At 68.8% G+C, this 19,356-nt stretch carries 19 protein-coding genes; 17 read left to right on the forward strand and 2 right to left on the reverse strand.

Translation table 11 applies throughout. The annotated features are described in order from the left end of the window. Positions 1-21: 21 nt before the first annotated feature. Positions 22-651 (reverse strand): TetR/AcrR family transcriptional regulator, encoded by a 630-nt coding sequence (locus ACIO3S_RS25615; RefSeq protein ID WP_400468724.1) that lies wholly within the window; start codon positions 649-651, stop codon positions 22-24. Then, the gene (locus tag ACIO3S_RS25620) at positions 648-1,451 is read right to left on the reverse strand and encodes an SDR family NAD(P)-dependent oxidoreductase (RefSeq protein WP_400468726.1); all 804 of its coding nucleotides are present in this window, start codon (positions 1,449-1,451) and stop codon (positions 648-650) included. Before ACIO3S_RS25620 ends, ACIO3S_RS25615 begins: the two co-directional genes overlap by 4 nt. Positions 1,452-1,529: 78 nt before the next feature. On the opposite strand from ACIO3S_RS25620, the gene ACIO3S_RS25625 reads away from it, so the two are divergent. The 17 genes from ACIO3S_RS25625 to ACIO3S_RS25705 are packed head-to-tail and all read left to right on the forward strand — an operon-like array spanning position 1,530 to position 19,349. Further along, positions 1,530-1,982 (forward strand): MaoC family dehydratase, encoded by a 453-nt coding sequence (locus ACIO3S_RS25625; protein WP_400468728.1) that lies wholly within the window; start codon positions 1,530-1,532, stop codon positions 1,980-1,982. Continuing rightward, positions 1,982-2,716, forward strand: coding sequence for a 3-oxoacyl-ACP reductase FabG (gene fabG / locus ACIO3S_RS25630; protein ID WP_400468730.1), 735 nt, complete (start codon positions 1,982-1,984; stop codon positions 2,714-2,716). The genes ACIO3S_RS25625 and fabG overlap by 1 nt, the downstream gene beginning before the upstream one ends. After that, on the forward strand, positions 2,713-3,483 hold the full coding sequence (locus ACIO3S_RS25635) for an enoyl-CoA hydratase/isomerase family protein (RefSeq protein ID WP_400468732.1): 771 nt from the start codon (positions 2,713-2,715) through the stop codon (positions 3,481-3,483). The genes fabG and ACIO3S_RS25635 overlap by 4 nt, the downstream gene beginning before the upstream one ends. Next, positions 3,480-4,271, forward strand: coding sequence for an enoyl-CoA hydratase/isomerase family protein (locus tag ACIO3S_RS25640; RefSeq protein WP_400468734.1), 792 nt, complete (start codon positions 3,480-3,482; stop codon positions 4,269-4,271). Before ACIO3S_RS25635 ends, ACIO3S_RS25640 begins: the two co-directional genes overlap by 4 nt. 2 nt (positions 4,272-4,273) lie before the next feature. Beyond that, positions 4,274-5,092, forward strand: coding sequence for an enoyl-CoA hydratase/isomerase family protein (locus tag ACIO3S_RS25645; protein WP_400468736.1), 819 nt, complete (start codon positions 4,274-4,276; stop codon positions 5,090-5,092). Continuing rightward, positions 5,089-6,735 (forward strand): class I adenylate-forming enzyme family protein, encoded by a 1,647-nt coding sequence (locus tag ACIO3S_RS25650; protein WP_400468737.1) that lies wholly within the window; start codon positions 5,089-5,091, stop codon positions 6,733-6,735. The genes ACIO3S_RS25645 and ACIO3S_RS25650 overlap by 4 nt, the downstream gene beginning before the upstream one ends. A 27-nt stretch (positions 6,736-6,762) precedes the next feature. Beyond that, complete coding sequence (locus ACIO3S_RS25655) at positions 6,763-8,442, forward strand: class I adenylate-forming enzyme family protein (RefSeq protein ID WP_400468739.1); 1,680 nt, start codon at positions 6,763-6,765, stop codon at positions 8,440-8,442. Between the two features lie 34 nt (positions 8,443-8,476). Then, complete coding sequence (locus ACIO3S_RS25660; protein WP_400468741.1) at positions 8,477-9,754, forward strand: Rieske 2Fe-2S domain-containing protein; 1,278 nt, start codon at positions 8,477-8,479, stop codon at positions 9,752-9,754. Beyond that, complete coding sequence (locus ACIO3S_RS25665; RefSeq protein ID WP_400468743.1) at positions 9,754-10,287, forward strand: aromatic-ring-hydroxylating dioxygenase subunit beta; 534 nt, start codon at positions 9,754-9,756, stop codon at positions 10,285-10,287. Before ACIO3S_RS25660 ends, ACIO3S_RS25665 begins: the two co-directional genes overlap by 1 nt. A gap of 25 nt (positions 10,288-10,312) precedes the next feature. Further along, entirely contained in the window at positions 10,313-10,555 is a 243-nt protein-coding gene (locus ACIO3S_RS25670) for a hypothetical protein (RefSeq protein ID WP_400468745.1), read from the forward strand. After that, on the forward strand, positions 10,552-11,802 hold the full coding sequence (locus ACIO3S_RS25675; protein WP_400468747.1) for an acetyl-CoA hydrolase/transferase family protein: 1,251 nt from the start codon (positions 10,552-10,554) through the stop codon (positions 11,800-11,802). The genes ACIO3S_RS25670 and ACIO3S_RS25675 overlap by 4 nt, the downstream gene beginning before the upstream one ends. A gap of 26 nt (positions 11,803-11,828) precedes the next feature. Further along, positions 11,829-13,052 (forward strand): acetyl-CoA C-acetyltransferase, encoded by a 1,224-nt coding sequence (locus tag ACIO3S_RS25680; RefSeq protein WP_400468749.1) that lies wholly within the window; start codon positions 11,829-11,831, stop codon positions 13,050-13,052. Next, positions 13,049-14,431 carry an OB-fold domain-containing protein gene (locus ACIO3S_RS25685; RefSeq protein WP_400468751.1) on the forward strand — a complete coding sequence of 461 codons (1,383 nt, stop codon included), beginning with the start codon at positions 13,049-13,051 and terminating at the stop codon, positions 14,429-14,431. Before ACIO3S_RS25680 ends, ACIO3S_RS25685 begins: the two co-directional genes overlap by 4 nt. Next, positions 14,428-15,621: an acetyl-CoA acetyltransferase gene (locus ACIO3S_RS25690; RefSeq protein WP_400468753.1), complete on the forward strand. Its 1,194-nt coding sequence runs from the start codon at positions 14,428-14,430 to the stop codon at positions 15,619-15,621. The genes ACIO3S_RS25685 and ACIO3S_RS25690 overlap by 4 nt, the downstream gene beginning before the upstream one ends. After that, complete coding sequence (locus ACIO3S_RS25695; protein WP_400468755.1) at positions 15,621-16,859, forward strand: enoyl-CoA hydratase-related protein; 1,239 nt, start codon at positions 15,621-15,623, stop codon at positions 16,857-16,859. Before ACIO3S_RS25690 ends, ACIO3S_RS25695 begins: the two co-directional genes overlap by 1 nt. A 6-nt stretch (positions 16,860-16,865) precedes the next feature. Further along, positions 16,866-18,029, forward strand: a complete 1,164-nt coding sequence (locus ACIO3S_RS25700; protein ID WP_400468757.1) for an acyl-CoA dehydrogenase family protein — start codon at positions 16,866-16,868, stop codon at positions 18,027-18,029. A gap of 18 nt (positions 18,030-18,047) precedes the next feature. Next, on the forward strand, positions 18,048-19,349 hold the full coding sequence (locus tag ACIO3S_RS25705) for a phytoene desaturase family protein (protein WP_400468759.1): 1,302 nt from the start codon (positions 18,048-18,050) through the stop codon (positions 19,347-19,349). Positions 19,350-19,356 lie beyond the last annotated feature (7 nt).

Below are 19,356 nucleotides of genomic sequence, written 5' to 3' on the forward strand. Positions count from 1 at the left end.
AAGACGATGACGAGGATCGGGTCAGCTCGAGAGTGCTTGTCGAACGAGCCGTTGTGCGCTCGAGGTGAGAGCGTCGATCGGCCGCCCCTTCGTCCACCACTCCACGGCCCAGTTGAGAGCGCCGATGACGAGCATCCGGGCGATCGTCGGGTCCAGGTCTGCCCGCATCTCGCCGGATGCGCGGGCATCGGCGATGAGGCGGCGCCAGGTCTCGTGGTAGGCGTCGGACTCCTCCTTCAGTGCCGCGCGGACGCGGCCGGGCGTGTGTCCGGCGTTTCTGGTCACGGCCGCGGCGAACTCGGAGAGCTCGAGCTGGATCTCGAGATGAGCTGCGACCGCGGCGTCGATGCGGTCGAGCGCGCAGCCGTGGATCTGCGACACGGCATCCTCCACATGGGCCCGAACGCGCTGCTGGCCCACGCGCATGACCTCGGCGATCATGTCCTCGCGGGAGCCGAAGTAGTGGTAGATCGCAGGAGGCTTCAAGCCGGCGAGCGCGGCCACCTCGCCGAGGCGAGTCTGTCCGTAGCCACGCTCGGCGAGCACGCTCGCGGCGGCGAGCAGCAGACGCTCTCGGGCGTTGCCGGTCACGTGGATCTCTGGGGTGACGTCTGGGGTGACCGTGGATGCGGTGCCCGGCTCGGTGCTCATGGCATCGTGTATCCGCCGCTGACCGCCACCAGCTGGCCGGTGACCTGTCGTGCGGCCGTGTCTGACGAGAGCCAGACAACAGTGTTGGCCACATCCTCGGCTGTGGTCAGGCGCTGCAGGGGTGTGTCCTTGAGCAGGAAGTCGACCTGCTCGTCATTGAAGACCCCGTCCTTGCCGCCTGCCCACAGGCTGTCAGAGCCGACGGCGTTCTCGCCCTCGGGGACCACGAGGCCCGGGCAGACGATGTTGGCGCGGATCCCGTGTCGGCCGTGCTCGCGCGCGGTGGTGCGGGCCAGGGCGACCTCGGCCGCCTTGGTCGCGCCGTAGACGCCTTGTCGGATCTGGCCGAAGGCTGCCTCACTGGCGACGAAGACGATCGACCCGCCTCGGGCGTCGTTGCTGCGCATGGCGGCCACGGCGGCGCGGGTCATGTCGATCGCGGCGTACAGATTGATCTCGACCAGTCGCTGCCAGCGCGCTCGGTCGTCATCGCGGGCGAGGAACTCACCTTTGCTCCAGCCCGCGTTGTTGACCAGTACGTCGACGCCGCCCCATGCTTCGACGCAGTCGGCGACCACCGTCTCGCAGGTGTCCGGGAGGGTGAGGTCGGCGGGGGAGACCAGCACCTCGGCCGCGCCGAGCTCGAGCGCCTCGGCCTGGACACGTGTGGACTGCTCGCGGTCGATGTCGGCGATGAGGATCCGACTGTGCTCGCGGGCGTACGCGTGCACGATTCCGCGGCCGATGTTCGAGGCGCCTCCGGTGACGATGACCCGTGCGCCGTCCAGGTTGAGATCCATCTTGCCTCCTGTGATTGACGTCACCGGGGAATCTAATCTAGATTCGATTCAAATACTACCGACGACAGGGAGCAGGTCGTGAAGATCTTCGAAGGCATCGAGGAGCTCGCTGGTGCTGCGGGCACCGACTTGGGCACATCTGGCTGGATCGAGGTCGACCAGGAGCGCATCGACCGGTTCGCTGAGGCCACCGGTGACCACCAGTGGATCCACGTCGATCCTGAGCGCGCCAAGGAGGGACCGTTCGGCGGCACCATCGCGCACGGGTTCCTGACCCTCTCGCTGCTGCCGGTGGTCTGGCACGAGCTCTACGAGGTCCGCGGCGTCGCGATGGCGCTCAACTACGGACTGGGGAAGGTGCGCTTCCTGAGTCCTGTACCTGCCGGCTCCAAGGTGCGCGGCTCGGCGATCGTCACCGACGTGACGCCGCTCGACGGTGCGGTGCAGGCGACCGTCACGACAACCGTCGAGATCGACGGCTTCGAGAAGCCCGCAGCGGTCGTCGAGTCGATCGTGCGGTACGTGGCCTGATGACCGGGCTGCTGACTGGACGGCGTGCCGTTGTCACCGGTGGCGCCCAGGGTATCGGGTTGGCGATCGCGAGGCGGCTCACCGAGCACGGCGCGAGCGTCCTCATCGCCGATCTCGACCGTGAGCGCGCTGCGGAGGCCGCGGCCGGCCTGTCCGGTGCGGCGTCCGTCGGCTGCGACGTCACCAGTGAGGCCGACGTCCAAGCGGTCGCCGACCGTGCCGCTGAAGAGCTCGGAGGTCTGGACATCTGGGTCAACAACGCGGGCGTGACTCGGGATGCCTCGCTGAAGAAGATGACGGTCGACGACTTCGACCTCGTCGTCGGCGTGCACCTGCGCGGCACCTGGCTCGGCGTGCGCGCCGCCCAGGCGTTCATGCGCGAGCACGGAGGCGGGAGCATCGTCAACATCTCCTCGATGTCGGGCAAGATCGGCAATCCCGGCCAGACCAACTACTCCGCTGCCAAGGCCGGCATCATCGGCCTGACCAAGGCTGCCGCCAAGGAGGTCGCTCACCACGGCGTGCGCGTCAACGCCGTGCAGCCGGGCCTGATCCGAACGCCGATGACCGCGGCGATGAGCGCGGAGGCCATGGCCGCCACCGAGGCGACCATCCCGGTGCGTCGCGCGGGCGAGCCCGACGAGGTCGCCGGCGCTGTCGTCTTCCTGGCCTCAGATCTGGCCGGCTACGTCACCGGCGCGGTGCTCGAGGTCGGCGGGGGGCGAGGGATGTGAGCAGCGTACGCAGCGAGGTCACCGACGACCATGTCGCCCGGATCACTCTGGACCGCCCCGATCAGCTCAACGCCATCACGATCGAGCTCGCACGCGAGCTGGAACAGGCCATTCTCACCTTGGGCTCGCGTGAGGACGTCCACGTCGTGGTCGTTCGGGGTTCGGGGGGCACCTTCTGCGCCGGCGGCGACTTCGGGGAGGTGGAGCGGCTACGGGCCGAGGGACCCGAGGCGCTGCGTCCGCTCTTCGAGGCGTTCGGCGCGGCTTGCCGCGCTGTTGCGGAGGTGCCGGCGCCGGTGGTCGCGGTCGTAGAGGGAGCCGCGACCGCCGGCGGGTTCGAGCTGATGCAGGCTGCCGACCTCGTGCTGGTCCGCGACGACGTCAAGGTCGGCGACAACCACATCCGCTTCGGCCAGATTCCAGGCGGTGGCAGCACCCAGCGGCTGCCGCGGCTTGTTGGACGTCAGCGGGCGCTGGGCATCCTGCTCGGCGGGGAACGGTTCGATGGCCCGACGCTGGTGGAACTCGGCCTGGCGTACGCGTCATGGTCCGCGACGGAGTTCGAGGGCCGTGTCGCGGCGTTCGTGGCCGACCTCGCCGCTCGTCGCCGCGACGCGGTGGTCGGCATCAAGCGTCTCGTCAACGAGGGCCTGGGAGCTGACCTCGAGTCCGGACTGGCGCGCGAGCTCGACGCCGTCGTGCACCACATCGCAGGCGAGGCCGGGGGAGCCGGCGTCGCCGCATTCGACACGAGGAGCCGAGGATGAGCGACCCCGTTCTGCTCGACATCACCGATGACGGCATCGCCCGGATCCGTCTCAACCGCCCCGAGGCGGCCAATGGTCTCGACGCAACACTGCTGCGTGCACTCAACGATGCCGTGCTCTCCTGCCACGGCGACCCGCGCACGCGGGTCGTAGTGCTCAGCGGTGAGGGCCCGAACTTCTGCGCCGGTGGCGATGTGAAGACCTTCGCTTCTAAGGGGGAGGGTCTTCCGGACTACCTGCGCGAGGCGACGGCGTGGCTGCAGATCGCCACTGCGTCGCTGCTGCGTCTCAAGGCACCGGTGGTCACTGGGGTGCACGGTTTCGCCGCGGGAGGTGGTGGGCTCGGCCTGGTCTGCGCCTCGGACCTCGTGGTTGCCGCCCGGTCGGCGCGGATCTTCTCCGGCGCGGCGAGAGTGGGGATGGCACCCGATGGTGGCACCAGCGTGACGCTCACCCAGATCGTCGGTGCGCGCAAGGCCATGGAGCTGCTCCTCCTCAACCCCACGCTCACCGCGGACGAGGCGCTCGCCATCGGCTTGGTGAACGAGGTCGTCGACGACGACCAGCTGGACAAGCGCCTCCTCGCGCTCGCCGGCGAGCTGGCCGCGATGGCGCCGCTCGCGCTGGCCGCGACCAAACGGCTGGTCTGGGCGGGCCTGGGAGCGACCATCGAAGAACGTCTCGGTGAGGAGGCGAGAGTCGTCTCGGAGCTCTCGGGAACCGCCGATGCACGTGAGGGCTTGGCTGCCGTCATCGAACGCCGAGCCCCCGCGTTCGAGGGGCGATGATCATGACCGACCCGTCACGAGGTGGGGCGACCCCGGAGGTCGTGGTCGCCGCCGACGAAGGCGCCGTTCGAGTCCTGACCCTCAACCGTCCGCAGGTGCGCAACGCCATCGACATGCCGCTCCGGATCGCACTCGCCCACGCGCTCGAGGAGGCGGACCTCGATCCGTCGGTACGAGCTGTCATCATCACCGGCGCCGGCGACGTGTTCTGCGCCGGCGGAGATATCGCGACCATGCGGCGGATGCCTCCGGACGAGGCGAGAAGCCGTGCCGAGGCCGCGCAACGGGTCGTCCGCGCCATCTGGCGTACGCCCAAGCCGGTCGTGGCCGCTGTCGAGGGCGCGGCGTACGGTGCGGGTCTGTCTCTGGCCATGGCTTGCGACCGGATCGTCGTCGGCGACTCGTCGGCGTTCTCGGCATCGTTCACCGGTGTGGGCCTGGCAGGGGACATGGGAATCTTCGCGAGCCTGCCGGCACGGGTCGGTGTTGCCAGGGCGCGGCAGATGCTGCTGCTTCCCAAGCGCATCGACGCCGATCAGGCTCTGGCCGCGGGGCTTGTCGACGAGATCGTTCCTGCCGGCGAGGTCCTCGCGGCCGCCCTTCACGACGCATCCCGGCTCGCGGCCGGGCCGGCACTGGCTCTCGGGGCCATCAAGTTGATGCTGAGCGGAAGCCCACGGGCGCCGCTCGACATGCTCGAGCTCGAGGTCGAGCACCAGGTCAGGCTCTTCGGCAGCGATGACTTCGCCGAGGGAGCCGCGGCCTTCCGAGAGAAGCGGACCGCGCATTTCGGCGCGGTCAGTCACCAGGAGTCCCTATGACAGTCCCCACGACCGGTTCACAGCTCGAACCCGCACGGCTCACCGAGTCATATCTTTCCGCCGACACCAGTGTGTCGCTCTCCGACCTCACGGTCGGAGGGCTCCTCGCCGCCCGCGCAGCCGAGCACCCCGACCGGCTCGCCCTCGTCGGCGTACGTCACGACACCGGTGAGACCGATCGGCTGACCTACGCCCGGCTCTACGAGGAGGCATGCCGAGTCGCCACCGGCCTCTCGCGTGTGGCTCGGCCCGGCGACATGGTCGCCCTGTGGGCTCCCAACATCGTGGAGTGGCCCATCATCGAGTACGGCGCCGCCCTGGCCGGGGTCACGCTCGTCGCGCTCAACCCCGTGCTGCGCCAGTCGGAGCTGGAGTACGCGCTGAGCCACTCGGGCAGCACCGTGCTGCTCCATGCCAGCCAGAGCCGGGACTACGACCTTGCCGATGTGGTCCAGCAGATCCGTTCCAGCTTCCCCGAGCTGGTCACCATCGACCTGAAGCAGACCGACATCTGGTGTCCGGCCGACGTCGACCAGGAGGTCATCGCCAGCGCGCCCACGGATCCCGATTCTCCGGTGATGCTGCAGTACACCTCCGGGACGACCGGCCGCCCCAAAGGGGTCCTGCTGAGACACCGATCGCTCGTCAACAACGCGCATCTCACGATGCGTGCGGTCGAGGCTCGCGAGGGCGCGGTCTGCGTGAACCCGCTGCCGATGTTCCACACCGCAGCCTGCGTGATCGGCACGCTTGGCCCGTGCTGGATCGGCGGCACCGAGATCCTCGTCGACCGGTTCGTCCCCGGGCCGGTGCTGGACACGCTGCGCGAGGAGCGAGCGACGGTGCTCTTCTACGTGCCCGCGGTTCTCGGCGCGCTCCTCGAGGCGCAGGCCGCCTCAACTGAAGCCGCACCGCAGCTCGACGTGGTCATGGGCGGCGCTTCGAACGTGCCGGCCACGATGATCGAGGCGGCTGAGACGACGTTCGGTGCCACAGTGATCAACCTCTTCGGCCAGACCGAGCTCGCCCCGGTCCTGTCCACCACTCGACCTGGTGACACCCGTCGTGATCAGCTCGAGACCGTCGGGCATCCGTTGCCGCAGGTCGACTGCAAGGTCGTGGACCCGGCGACGGGTGCGGTGCTGCCGCTGGGCACGTCGGGGGAGATCTGTGCGCGAGGGCCCCAGCAGCTGATCTGCTACCTCCACGACGAGGAGGCGACCCTGGCGACGATAGACGCAGAGGGGTTCGTGCACACCGGTGACCTCGGGTCGATGGATGAGCGTGGATATCTGACCGTCACGGGACGGCTCAAGGAGCTGATCATCCGAGGCGGAGAGAACATCTCACCAGCCGTCGTCGAGACCGCTCTCGTGGCCCACCCCGAGGTGGCCGAAGCCGTCGTGGTCGGCCTGCCGGACGATCGTTGGGGAGAGGTCGTCGCAGCCCTGGTGCGGACCAAGGGCGACCCGGCCGTCGACCTGCGTGAACGTCTCGAGGCGTTCGCCCGCGAGCACCTGGCGCCCTACCAGGTGCCGGCCCGATGGTTCCTATCCGGTGACCTCCCCGTCACCCCGACCGGCAAGGTGCGCAAGTTCAAGGCCGTCGAGCAGGTGCTCTCCGGCGCGTTCCGTGAACTCTGAGCAGTGGCAGACAAGGAGAGCGACGACATGAGAACGATCGAAGAGAGGCGCGCGAGCCTGCGAGAGCGGTTCGCGACCTGGACGCCGCACACGCTCGACGGGTGGCTGGACGCATGTGCCGAGACGTACGCCGACCGGCCTCTGGTCCTGACCGACGAGCTCACGCTGACGTACGCCGATGTCGCCGAGGAGTCACGAGTGCTCGCCGATGCGTTGGCCGTGCTCGGGGTCGGCCCTGGCGACCGGGTGGGGATGCTGATGGCCAACTACCCGCAGTTCGTCCCCTTCAAGTTCGCCATCGCTCGCACCGGTGCGGTGGCGATCCCGTTCAACTACCTCTACCGGGCCGAGGAGCTCGGCTACGTGCTGCGACAGTCTCGATGCTCGGTGCTGCTGACCATGAGCGGCTTCGCCGGGTTGGACTACCTCGGCATGCTCGATGAGCTGACACCCGGCTGGGAGACGGAGCCCGAGTTGGGTGAGCTCGCTCAGGTCGCGGTGCTGTCCACCGATGGCCGTGAGCGCGCGGGAGCGCAGACGTACGCGGATCTGCTCGCCCTGGGGCGGGCCAATCCCGGCGCGTGCCGAGGCGGCGGCCACGCCCCCGAGGACCTGGGCGACATGCTCTACACCTCTGGCAGCACCGGCTCGCCCAAGGGCGTGCTGGTAAGCCACGACGCTGTGCTGCGTACCGGATTCGCCTCGGCGCTCACCCGGGCGTACGACGACGGCCGCCGGATCCTCTTCTCGCTGCCGTGCTATCACATGTTCGGCTACGTCGAGGGTCTGCTGTCGGCCATGTTCGTCGGGGGCGCGATCGTGCCGCAGACCTCCTTCTCGCCCGAGGGCTACCTGGCCGGTATCGAGCGGCACCGAGCAAACGACATCCTCTGCGTGCCCACCATGGCGGTCGCGATCGTGGAGAGCCCGGCACGCGAGCGACACGACCTGAGCTCGCTGACCGCGATCCTGTGCGGTTCGGCGCCTGCGCCGGTGTGGTTGTGGGAGAAGGTCGAGGCGCTCTTCGGGGTCAGCGAGATCGTCACCGGATACGGGATGACGGAGTGTGGGGGAGCGATGACTCTGACTCGCCCCGAGGACCCGCTGATCCTCAGCTCGACCACCGTCGGCCGGCCCAAGATGGCCGGCAGCGCCGGGGTGCCGGGCACTGATGACCTGGTCGTCTACGAGACCGCGGATCCCGTCTCCGGGGCTTCGCTCTCACCGGGGGAGACCGGTGAGCTGATCTCGCACGGACCCACCACGATGGCCGGCTACTTCGACAAGCCTGAGGAGACGGCGAAGGTGCTGAGTGCCGACGGCGTGCTCAGGTCGGGCGACCTGGGTCGAGTGCGACCGGACGGATATCTGGAGCTCACGGGACGGAGCAAGGAGCTCTACAAGTCCGGGGGAGAGCTGGTCATGCCCAAGGAGGTCGAGGACGTCCTCGACGCTCACGAGGAGATCAGCCAGGCGTTCGCGATCGGTCTCGTCGACGACCGCTGGGGAGAGATCGGCTGCGCCGTCATCGTGCGCACCCCTGGCTCGAACCTGACGGAGGCGGAGGTCGTGGCGTACTGCAAGGAGCGCCTGGCGCGTTTCAAGGTTCCCAAGAAGGTCATCTTCCTCGACGCCGAGCAGCTGCCGACCACGCCCACGGGGAAGGTCCAGAAGTTCCGGCTGGTCGATATCGCGAGTGCGTGTTAATCTAATTTCGATTAAACAATCTGAGGAGGTGTCCATGACCTCGATGCTGTCGTCCGAGACGGCCGAGCCTGCCGACGAGGGCCGTTACGATCGGCTGGTTCGGGCCGACAAGGTGCACGGCTCGCTCTACACCGATCCGGCGATCTTCGCCGAGGAGCTGCAGAAGATCTGGTTCAAGACCTGGGTCTTCGTCGGTCACGAGAGCGAGGTGCCGCAGCCCAACGACTACGTTCGCAAGCGGCTGGCCACGCAGGACGTCGTGATGACGCGCGACAAGGACGGCGAGGTCCACCTGCTGGTCAACCGGTGTGCGCACCGCGGCCTGCAGGTCTGTGACGACGCGAAGGGCAACTCGAGCTCCTTCCGCTGCCCCTACCACGGGTGGACCTACCGCAACACGGGCGAGCTGCTCGGTTACCCCTACAACAAGGGCTACGGCGGGAAGAACAAGCTGGAGCTCGGCATGGGCCGGGTGCCACGGGTCGCCTCCTATCGTGGCTTCGTCTTCGGGTCGATGGCCGCCGACGGGCCCAGCCTGGAGGAACACCTCGGCGCTGCCGCCGGTGAGATCGACCGCCTGGCCGGGCTGTCCCCGGAGGGGGAGGTCAGGCTCGACGCGGGCTGGCTGGCTCACCGCACGCGGGCGAACTGGAAGTTCCTCGCCGAGAACGAGACCGACGGCTACCACCCGCAGTTCGTCCACGGGTCGATCTTCGGCGTGACCGGCAGCCCGATCGGAGCGCTCTACAGCGACGCCTCGACCGCGGTCACCCGGGCGCTGGGCGGCGGGCACAGCGAGAACGACCTGCGCCCCGAGTTCCGCACCTTCGCGGAGCCCATGCGCTGGTTCGGCACCAAGCCTGACCGCGTCCCGCGTTACGTGGAGGCGATGCGCCAGGCGTACGGGGAGGACGCGGAGCGCCGCATGATCGAGGGCGCCCCGCACGTGATGATCTTCCCGAACCTGTTCATCGCCGAGATCCAGGTCTTCAACATCCAGCCGACCGCAGTGGGCGAGTGCACGCAGTACGCCACGGCCGTCCAGCTCGCCGGCGGCGAGGAGATGAATCGCCGGATGATCTCGCAGTCGATCGGCTCGGTCGGCCCGGCCGGGATGCTCCTCGCCGACGACACCGAGATGTATGAGCGCAACCAGCGCGGCGTATCGATGCTCGATCCCGAGTGGCTCGACGTACGTCGGGGTCTGGTGCGCGAGGTCGTCGACGAGGCCGGATTCACGACCGGTGCCGCGACCGACGAGACCGGCATGCGTGGCTTCTGGAAGCACTACAAGTCCCTGATGGAGGCGTGATGAGCATCGTCGAAGTGGAGCAGCGCGCACTGCTCCCTGTTCCCGACGAGTGGGACTACGGCGCTGTCGCCCAGTTCCTCTACCGCGAGGCCCGTCATGCCGACGAGAACGACTACGACGCGTGGGAGGCACTGTGGACCGACGACGCCCTCTACTGGGTCCCGGCCAACGGTGCTGACGTCGACCCCGAGACCAACGTCGCGGTCATCTACGACAACCGCAACCGCATCGCGACCAGGATGAAGCAGGTCCGGACCGGGAAGCGGTATGCCCAGGCTCCGCCCTCGGACCTGCGCCGGATCATCGGCAACATCGAGCTGCTCGGCGGCCGCGCCAACTCTGCTGGTGGGGTGGACCTCGAGGTGGGAGCCAACTTCCTGGCCTACGAGTCGCGCCTGCGTGTCAACGAGCTCTGGGGCGGCCGGGTCACCTACCGGCTGCGTCGCGTCGACGGGGAGATCAGGCTGGCCTACAAGAAGGTCGTGCTCGTCGACAACGACAAGCCGATCCCCACGCTCGCCTTCCTGGTGTGAAGGGCGGACGACGATGAATATCCGCATGGGGGACAGAGGCCCCGACGACATCCCCGGTGTAGGTCCGGTCGTGGGCAACGAATTCGCCGAGGTGGCGGTCGACGTCGACGCCGAGGGCAACTCGGCACGGCTACGTCTGACCGATCTGCGCACCGGCCGGGTGAGGTTCCTGGACGCGCTCGAGCTGGAGACGATCATCTGGCTCGCCGACGGCCACCTGACCGAACTGCTCGATCCGTCGGCCGACCGCTGGAGAGACCGTTCATGACGATCGACCTGACGGCGCACGTACGACCCGGTGACACGGTCGTTTGGGGACAGATGTGCGCCGAGCCGCGCACGCTGACCCGGGCGTTGATGGAGCAGGCACCGGTCATCGGCGCGCTGCGCTGCTTCGTCGGCATCCCGGCGGCGTCGTCGGTCACCGTCGAGACGGTGCCCGATGAGGTCGAGGTGCACTCCTACTGCGGCTCGGGGAGCAACGCCACCCTCCATGCGGCCGGGCGGCTCCAGGTGTGGCCGGTGCACTACTCCGACCTGCCCGCGTTGCTGACCGCCGGGCCGCTGCACGCCGACGTCGTGCTGGTGCAGGTCTCCGAGCCGGACGAGCACGGGCGGCACAGTCTCGGCCTGGCCGACGACTACTTCTCCGCCGCGCTGGACACCGCGCGGGTGGTGATCGCTGAGATCTCGCCTCAGGTTCCGCGCACGCCCGGGGCCCGCACGCTCACCGCCGCCGACTGGGCCGCAGCAGTCGTCGCCGACGACGCGCCGGCGGAGGTGGCCGTGCCCCGGCGCGACGAGACCACGCTGGCCGTCGCCCGGCAGGTGGCCGCGCTGATACCTGATGGCGCCACCCTCCAGTTCGGCATCGGCGCGCTGCCCGAGGCCGTGCTCGGCGAGCTCTTCGACCGCCGTGACCTCGGCATCCATTCCGGCCTGTTCACCGACGCCGCGATGCGGCTCGTGGAGGCGGGGGTCGCCACCGGCGTACGCAAGAGGCTCGACACCGGAGTTGCGGTTGCCGGGCTCCTGGGTGGCAGCGCAGAGCTCTTCGCATGGGCCGACCACAACCCTGCCGTCAGTCTCCGGCCGACGTCATACACCCACGAGCCCGAGGTGCTCGCCGCGATGCCGTCGCTGGTCGCGGTCAACGCCGCGCTCGAGGTCGACCTCACCGGACAGATCAACGCCGAGGAGATCTCCGGCCGCTACGTCGGCGCAGTCGGCGGGGCGGTCGACTTCCTGCGCGGTGCCGCACGGTCCGAGGGAGGACTTCCCGTTGTGGCCCTGCCATCACAGGTGGAGGGCCACAGCACCATCGTTCCGCGGTTGTCCGGACCCGTCTCGACGCCACGCTCGGAGCAGGTCGTGGTGGTCACCGAGCAGGGTGTCGCGGACCTGAGGGGAACGACCCTCGCACAGCGCACCGAGCGCCTCATCGCCATCGCCCATCCCACGCATCGTGCCGCGCTGGAACAGGCAGCCGACGGCGTGCTGGCCGCAGCGGTCTGACGAGAGTTCTGAGAGGAGCAACTGGAGTGTCAACGAGTCTGAGACGTGTCGCCATCGTCGAGCCGGTCCGCACGGCGGTAGGAGGGTTCGGTGGAACCTTACGGCCGGTGAAGGCCGAGGATCTGGCTGCCGAGGTGATCAAGGCGGTCGTGGACCGCACCGACATCGATCCAGCCCGGATCGAGGACGTCGCCTTCGCCCAGTCCTACGCCAACTCGGAGGCTCCCTGCATCGGCCGCTGGGCAGCGATGCATGCGGGACTCCCGATCGAGGTGCCCGGTCTGCAGGTCGATCGTCGTTGCGGGGGTGGGTTGCAGGCCGTGGTCACCGCGGCGATGTGCGTCCAGACCGGTGCCGCCGATGTCGTCCTCGCGGGCGGTGTGGAGTCGATGAGCAACATCGAGCACTACACCACCACCGCACGTTGGGGCTCCCGCTCGGGGAACCAGACGCTCTACGACCGGCTCGATCGCGGCCGCGAGCGCTCGCAGCCGTCGTGGCGGTTCGGCGAGATCAGCGGGATGATCGAGACCGCGGAGAACCTCGCCGAGACGTACGCCATCAGCCGGGATGAGTCCGACGCCTTCGCGGTGCGCAGCCACCAACGGGCCGCCGCCGCATGGGAGTCGGGCGCCTTCAAGGACGAGGTGGTCGCTGTCGAGGTCCCTCAGCGGCGTACCGACCCGGTCCTCTTCGACCACGACGAGGGCATCCGGGCGGACTCCAGCATGGAGACACTGGCTCGGCTTCGTGCGCTGATGCCGGAAGGCACCGTCACCGCCGGCAACTCGGCCCAGCAGAACGACGCTGCCGCGGCGTGCCTGGTGGTCGCCGAGGACAAGCTCGAGGAGCTCGGCCTGGAACCGATCGGATGGTTCGAGGGCTGGGCCGCCGTCGGGTGCGAGCCGGCGACGATGGGCCTCGGTCCCGTCGGTGCGGTCCGCAAGCTCTTCGACCGCACCGGTGTCGGCTTCGACGACCTCGACCTGATCGAGATCAACGAGGCGTTCGCCGCCCAGGTGCTCGCCGTGCTGAAGGGCTGGGGAGTCGGCCTCGACGAGGTCGACGACCGCCTCAACGTCAACGGATCCGGGATCTCCCTCGGGCACCCGATCGGCGCCACCGGCGTACGCATCATGACCACGATGCTGCGCGAGCTCGACCGCCGCGGCGGCGGACTCGCACTGGAGACGATGTGCATCGGCGGTGGCCAGGGCATGGCCGCCCTGTTCAGAGGAGTAGGGGCATGAGCACCGGTCTCCTGGCGTACGCGGGGTACGTGCCCGTGCACCGCCTTGCGCCCGACAGCGGCGTTCGTCGCCCACGGGTGTGCGCGGCGTTCGACGAGGACGCGACGACGATGGCTGTCGCCGCGGCACGAGCGCTACGCCCGACACCGGGGCTCGAGACCCCCTCACAGGTGCTGTTCTCGACATCGACACCCACCTACCTCGACCGCACGAACGCCACCGCGATCCACGCGGCCCTTGACCTGCCGTCGACGGTGCCTGCCGTGGATGTGATCGGCACCGGCCGCTCCACCGCAGCGGCCATCCGGCTCGCCGCGTCAGCCGGCGGGCTGGTGCTCTCCGCGGACGTACGAATCGGGAAGCCGGGCTCGTCCGATGAGCGCAGCGGTGCGGACGCGGGTGCCGCGCTGCTCTTCGGAGAGGGGGATGTCGTCGCCGAGCTGCTGACGACGTCGAGCCGCACCTCCGAGTTCCTGGACCGTTGGCGAGAGCCCACGAGCCTGACCGGAGAGCAGTGGGAGGAGCGCTTCGGATTCGAGCGTTACGCCGAGCTCATCACCGAGGTCGCGGCCGACTGCCTTGCCCAGGCCGGGCTCGCCGAGGCGGACCATGTCGTGATCGTCAGCCCCAACGGCGCCGTGACGAAGCGGGTCGGGAGCCTGCTTAAGGGGACCGTGTCCACCGGGACTTCGCCGGTTGGGTTCAGCGGGGCCGCCGACCTGGCGATCGCGCTGGTCGACGTGCTCGAGCGAGCAGAGCCGCAGCAGACGGTTCTCGCCGTCTCGGCTGCGGACGGCGCCGATGCCTTCCTCTTCAGGACGACAGATGTGCTGGGTGCGGGACTGTCGGGCTCGACGATCGCGACGCAGCTTGCGGGCGGGCGGCCGGTGCCGTACCCCACCTATCTGTCCTGGCGGGGCCTTCTCGAACGAGAGGTCCCGCGCCGTCCGGCGCCGGAGCGTCCGGCGGCACCTCCCACCTTCCGCGCGGAGGGCTGGAAGTACTCGCTGCGCGGCAGTCGCTGCAGCTCCTGCGGATTCGTCCACCTTCCGCCCGCACGAGTGTGCCGGGAGTGTGGCGCGGTGGACGCCATGGAGTCCCTGCCCGTGGCCGGCCTGCGGGGCACCGTGGCGACCTACACCGTCGACCGGCTCGCCTACTCGCCCTCTCCGCCGGTCGTCGAGGTCGTCGTGAACCTCGATGGCGGTGGCCGCTCGACCTTCGAGGTGGCGGATGCGGAGGCGGCGGAGCTCGCCGTCGGGGCCCAGGTCGAGTTCACCTTCCGGCGGCTGTTCAGTGCCGGCGGCGTCGCCAACTACTTCTGGAAGGCCCGGCAGGTTCTCACACCGCCGGAGTCCTCGGGTGAGGAGGAATCATGAGCAGCAGAGGGATCGCCGACAAGGTGGCGATCGTCGGGATGGGATGCACCAAGTTCGGAGAGCTGTGGGGGTCCTCGGCCGACGACCTCGCCGTCGACGCGGTCGTCGACTGCCTGGACTCGGCCGGTGTGAGTCGCGACGACATCGACGCCTACTGGCTGGGCACTCTCGGATCAGGACAGTCCGGGCTGACTCTGAGCCGGCCGCTCGGGATCGACAAGCCGGTGACGCGGGTCGAGAACTACTGCGCGACGGGGTCCGAAGCGTTCCGCAACGCCTGTTATGCCGTGGCCTCGGGAGCGTACGACCGGGTGATGGCCGTCGGCGTGGAGAAGCTGAAGGACTCCGGCTTCTCCGGGCTGATGCGGAGCGACCCGCCCTCGGACGGCACCAGCCCCGAGCTATCGCTCACCGCGCCGGCCGCCTTCTCGATGCTCGACCCGGCCTACTGCGCCAAGTACGGCGTGCCCGAGGACCAGATGCGTGAGGCGATGACCCATGTCGCCTGGAAGAACCACCGCAACGGCGCCAACAACCCGAAGGCACAGTTCCAGGCCGAGGTCTCGAAGGAGAAGATCGAGTCCTCGCCGATCGTCGCGGGAAGGCTCGGGGTCTTCGACTGCTCGGGAGTCTCCGACGGGGCCGCCGCGGCGATGATCGTCCGTGCGGAGGACGCTCTCGACTACACCGACCGGCCGATCTATGTGAAGGCACTGGCTCTGGCCGCCGGGCCAGGTCGTGGAGGGATGGATCCGGCGTACGACTTCACCACCTTCCCCGAGGTGGTCCGCGCGGCAGAGGACGCCTACGCGCAAGCCGGCATCGACGACCCCGCCCGGCAGATCTCCTTCGCCGAGGTCCACGACTGCTTCACTCCTACCGAGATCGTCCTCATGGAAGACCTCGGCTTCTCCACCCGAGGGCAGTCCTGGAAGCACATGCTCGCCGGCGACTTCGATGCCGACGGACGCCTGCCGGTGAACATCGACGGCGGCCTGAAGTCCTTCGGGCACCCCGTCGGTGCCAGTGGCCTCCGCATGCTCTACGAGGCCTGGCTACAGCTGCGCGGGGAGGCCGGAGTGCGCCAGCTCGCCGACCCACGCGTCGCGCTCACCCACAACCTGGGCGGCCGACCCGGCGCCTGCGTCAGCTTCGTGAGCGTGGTCTCACGAGAGAAGGGACAGCTGTGATGATCGATCTGGACACCGTCCGGGCTACCGCCGAACGCCTCTACAAGGCGCTGGAGACCGGTGACGCCGACACCGTGACCGAGGTCCTCTCGCCGGCATTCGTGGGTCGCACGACCGCTGGTCTGCCTCTGGGACTCGGCGGGACCTACGCCGGTCCGGAGGCGATGAGGCGCGACTTCTGGTGGCGTCTCGGTGCCGCCTTCCGGGTGAGGGCGGAGCCGGAGACGTACGCGCTCGTGGGGGAGAGTGGGCTCCAGGTGACCGGCACCTACCGGGGCAACGCTCGAGCGACCCGCCGCCCCGTCGAGGCCGCATTCGTGCACCTGCTCACCTTCGACGGTGACGGCATCGCCTCGCTGACCCAGATCACCGACTCGGCACCATGGCACGCCGCTCTGGACGGTGCCGAGCGGCTGGAGGCTCCCGCCCATCCTGGTCCTACGGTCGACGAACTGAGCCGATTCGAGTACGCGGTTTCGGATGGCGTGGCGACGGTTGTCCTGAACCGCCCGGAGAAGCGCAACGCGATCGACCTGGTGATGGGCGAAGAGACGTTGGCCGTGGCTCGGGCGATCGCTGCCGATCCGACCGTTCGCGCTGTCCTCATCGCCGCCAACGGTCCGGCTTTCACCGTCGGTGGGGACATCGAGTACTTCACGAGCGCGCCTCCCGGCGGACTCGGCGCGTTGGCGGGACGGATGACCGAACCGTTCCATGAAGCGTTCCGCATCCTCTCTCGTGTCGAGGTGCCCATCGTCGCCGCGGTTCAGGGGTCCGTCGCTGGGGGTGGCCTTGGGTACATGTACGCGGCAGACATCGTCATCGCTGCCGACGATGCGGTGTTCACCACCGCGTTCAGCGGCATCGGGCTCTCCGGCGATGGTGGCGGTACGTGGCACCTGCCGCGTCTGGTTGGCGCCGCGCGCGCCCGTCGCATGTATCTGGAGAACCTTCGGGTCGACGCCGCCACCGCCCTGGACTGGGGCCTGGTCGCCGAGGTCGTCCCCGCAGCCGAGCTGCGTGAGCATGCCAGGACCCTGGTCCGCCGGCTCGCCTCCGGCCCGACGAAGGCGTACGCCATCCAACGCCGTCTACTTCGCGAGACGTGGAACAGCTCCTTGTCGGACCAGCTCCGTGCCGAGACCGACGGCGTCATCGCCACCGGCGGCACCCACGACGCCACCTCATCCTTGACGGCCTTCTTCGAGAAGCGCCGCCCGACCTTCGAAGGCAGGTAAGAAACTATGTCAGGTCTGATCCACGACTCCGACGAGCACAAGGCGATCAGGGAGAGCGTCTCCGCGATCGCCGAGCGCTACGGCGCCTCGTACTTCCTCGAGCGCGGACGCACTGGAGGTGACATCGACGAGCTGTGGTCCGAGCTCGGCCGGGCGGGTCTGCTGGGAGTGCATCTGCCCGAGGAGTACGGCGGTGGCGGCGGCGGGATGGCCGAGGCGGTCGTCGTCGTCGAGGAGCTCTCCGCCCATGGCATGCCGCTGCTGATCTGGGTGATCTCGCCGGCGATCTGCGGCAGCATCCTGGCCGCGCACGCAGATGACGCCATGAAGAAGGCGTGGCTGCCCAAGCTCGCCGACGGCACCCGGAAGATGGCCTTCGGGCTCACCGAACCCGACGCCGGCTCGAACAGTCACAACCTCAAGACGGTGGCACGTCGCGACGGTGAGGGGTGGCGGATCTCCGGGCAGAAGTACTACATCTCCGCCATCGATCAGGCGGATGCGCTGCTCCTGATCACCCGCGACGACGACCTGTCCGACGGCGATCGAAAGCGCCTGTCGATCTTCGTGGTGCCGACCGACACTCCCGGCCTGACCATGCAGGAGATCCCGACGTCGATCGTCTCCCCGGACAAGCAGTTCATGGTCTTCCTCGATGACGTCTACGTCGGCCAGGACGCGCTTGTCGGACAGGCGGGCGACGGTCTGCGGCAGGTGTTCAGCGGACTCAATCCCGAACGGATCCTGGTGGGTGCCATCTGTGGGGGAGTGGGCCGTTACGCGGTGCAGCGCGCAGCGACGTACGCGAAGGAACGAGAGGTGTGGAACACCCCGATCGGCGCGCACCAGGGCGTCTCGCACCCGCTCGCGCAGGCTCATATCGACGTCGAGGTCTCCCGGCTGGCCACGCGGCACGCCGCCGATCTCGCCGACCTCGAGTCCTCCGGTGTCGGTGAGGCGGCCAACATCGCCAAGTACGCCGCGTCCGAAGCCGCGCTGCGCGCATTGGACCAGGCGATCCAGACCCACGGCGGCAACGGTCTCGCGCAGGAGTACGGGCTCTCGGAGCTCTGGTTCGTCACCCGGTTGATGAGGACCGCTCCGGTGAGCCGCGAGATGGTCCTCAACTTCGTCGCGCAGACCTCTCTCGGCCTGCCGCGGTCCTACTGAGAACGAGGAGAAGATCCTATGACACACGACTACGACGCGATCGTCATCGGCGCCGGCGCCGGTGGCCTCTTCACCGCCGCACGGCTCGCGCACCGCGGCTACCGCACCCTCCTGCTCGAGAGCCTGGACAAGGTCGGCGGCCGTGCCTCGACCACCGAGATCGATGGATTCAAGGTCAACGACGGTGCCATCGTCATCGAGGTCGGCGGCATCACGCAGCGCACGTGCGAGGAGGTCGGCGCCAAGTTCGAGATCCGTGAGCCCAGCCCGCCGATCCTCTACCGGATCAAGGGCAAGGACGTCGACGTCACCGGCGGCGGCTGGGGCTTCCTCCTGGAGAAGCTCACCCGGCAGGGTGCGAAGATCGTCCAGGGCCTCGGCGCCGCCCGCCAAGACTCCGGACTGCCCGAGGACGAGATCTCCACCGCCGACTGGGTGCGAAAGTTCACCAAGAACGAGGGCGTCCACGGCATCTTCCGCAACATGTGTGCCTCGGTTTTCGCGGTCAGCTCCGAGGAGCTCCCCGCGCGTGTCTTCCTCACCTATTTCACTCGCAAGAGCGCGTTCAAGCGCTTCGGCTTCCACCCCGAGGGCACCATCGGGCTGTGGCGAGCGCTTCGTGAGGCGTACGAGAACCACGGTGGCACCACCTGGATGTCGACCCCGGTCACCCGCATCCTTGCCGAGGACGGAGCGGTACGCGGCGTCGAGGTCGAGCGCGACGGCGAGACCGTCACGGTGACCGCGCCTGTCGTGGTCTCCGACATCGGCCCGTACGCGACCGTGGACCTGGTCGGCGCCGACACTCTCCCCGCCGACTACGTCGAGCTTGTCACCCAGCGCAATCGCCCCTGCGCGATGATCACGGTGAACTTCGCCAGCCGAGAGCGGCTGGTGGAGATGCCGGGCATGCTGAGCTTCGCGAAGTCGCGTCGGCTCGCCTACATCGCCAACTTCACCGACCTCTGTCCGGAGATGGCGCCCGAGGGGTGGAACCTCTACGTCGGCACCGCCGTCCCCGAGCCGGCCGTCGGCGACTTCGACGAGGCTGCCGAGACCGAGCTGTTGCTCGAGGATCTGCGTGAGCACGTGCCCGGTTTCGACCAGCGCGCGCGCATCCTCTCCACCACGATCACCCGCGACGGCTGGCCCCCGCAGCGAGCCGTCGCGGGCTATGACCTGCCCCACACGACACCGCTCGCCGGACTGTGGAACGTCGGCGACGCGGTCAAGGAGTACGCCAACGGCGGCACCACCGCCTGCGCGGAGACCGCCGAGATCGTGGTCGACGAGATCGCATCGGCGTTCCTGCCCGCCTGAACCATCA

Source organism: Nocardioides sp. NPDC087217, from assembly GCF_044744805.1.
In the GTDB taxonomy this organism is placed as follows: Bacteria; Actinomycetota; Actinomycetes; order Propionibacteriales; family Nocardioidaceae; genus Nocardioides.

Coding starts and splice junctions, on each gene's coding strand:
- ACIO3S_RS25615 (WP_400468724.1), bottom strand. CDS start 651: ATGAGCACCGAGCCGGGCACCGCATCCACGGTCACCCCAGACGTCACC.
- ACIO3S_RS25620 (WP_400468726.1), bottom strand. CDS start 1,451: ATGGATCTCAACCTGGACGGCGCACGGGTCATCGTCACCGGAGGCGCC.
- fabG (WP_400468730.1), top strand. CDS start 1,982: ATGACCGGGCTGCTGACTGGACGGCGTGCCGTTGTCACCGGTGGCGCC.
- ACIO3S_RS25640 (WP_400468734.1), top strand. CDS start 3,480: ATGAGCGACCCCGTTCTGCTCGACATCACCGATGACGGCATCGCCCGG.
- ACIO3S_RS25645 (WP_400468736.1), top strand. CDS start 4,274: ATGACCGACCCGTCACGAGGTGGGGCGACCCCGGAGGTCGTGGTCGCC.
- ACIO3S_RS25650 (WP_400468737.1), top strand. CDS start 5,089: ATGACAGTCCCCACGACCGGTTCACAGCTCGAACCCGCACGGCTCACC.
- ACIO3S_RS25655 (WP_400468739.1), top strand. CDS start 6,763: ATGAGAACGATCGAAGAGAGGCGCGCGAGCCTGCGAGAGCGGTTCGCG.
- ACIO3S_RS25660 (WP_400468741.1), top strand. CDS start 8,477: ATGACCTCGATGCTGTCGTCCGAGACGGCCGAGCCTGCCGACGAGGGC.
- ACIO3S_RS25665 (WP_400468743.1), top strand. CDS start 9,754: ATGAGCATCGTCGAAGTGGAGCAGCGCGCACTGCTCCCTGTTCCCGAC.
- ACIO3S_RS25670 (WP_400468745.1), top strand. CDS start 10,313: ATGGGGGACAGAGGCCCCGACGACATCCCCGGTGTAGGTCCGGTCGTG.
- ACIO3S_RS25675 (WP_400468747.1), top strand. CDS start 10,552: ATGACGATCGACCTGACGGCGCACGTACGACCCGGTGACACGGTCGTT.
- ACIO3S_RS25685 (WP_400468751.1), top strand. CDS start 13,049: ATGAGCACCGGTCTCCTGGCGTACGCGGGGTACGTGCCCGTGCACCGC.
- ACIO3S_RS25690 (WP_400468753.1), top strand. CDS start 14,428: ATGAGCAGCAGAGGGATCGCCGACAAGGTGGCGATCGTCGGGATGGGA.
- ACIO3S_RS25695 (WP_400468755.1), top strand. CDS start 15,621: ATGATCGATCTGGACACCGTCCGGGCTACCGCCGAACGCCTCTACAAG.
- ACIO3S_RS25700 (WP_400468757.1), top strand. CDS start 16,866: ATGTCAGGTCTGATCCACGACTCCGACGAGCACAAGGCGATCAGGGAG.
- ACIO3S_RS25705 (WP_400468759.1), top strand. CDS start 18,048: ATGACACACGACTACGACGCGATCGTCATCGGCGCCGGCGCCGGTGGC.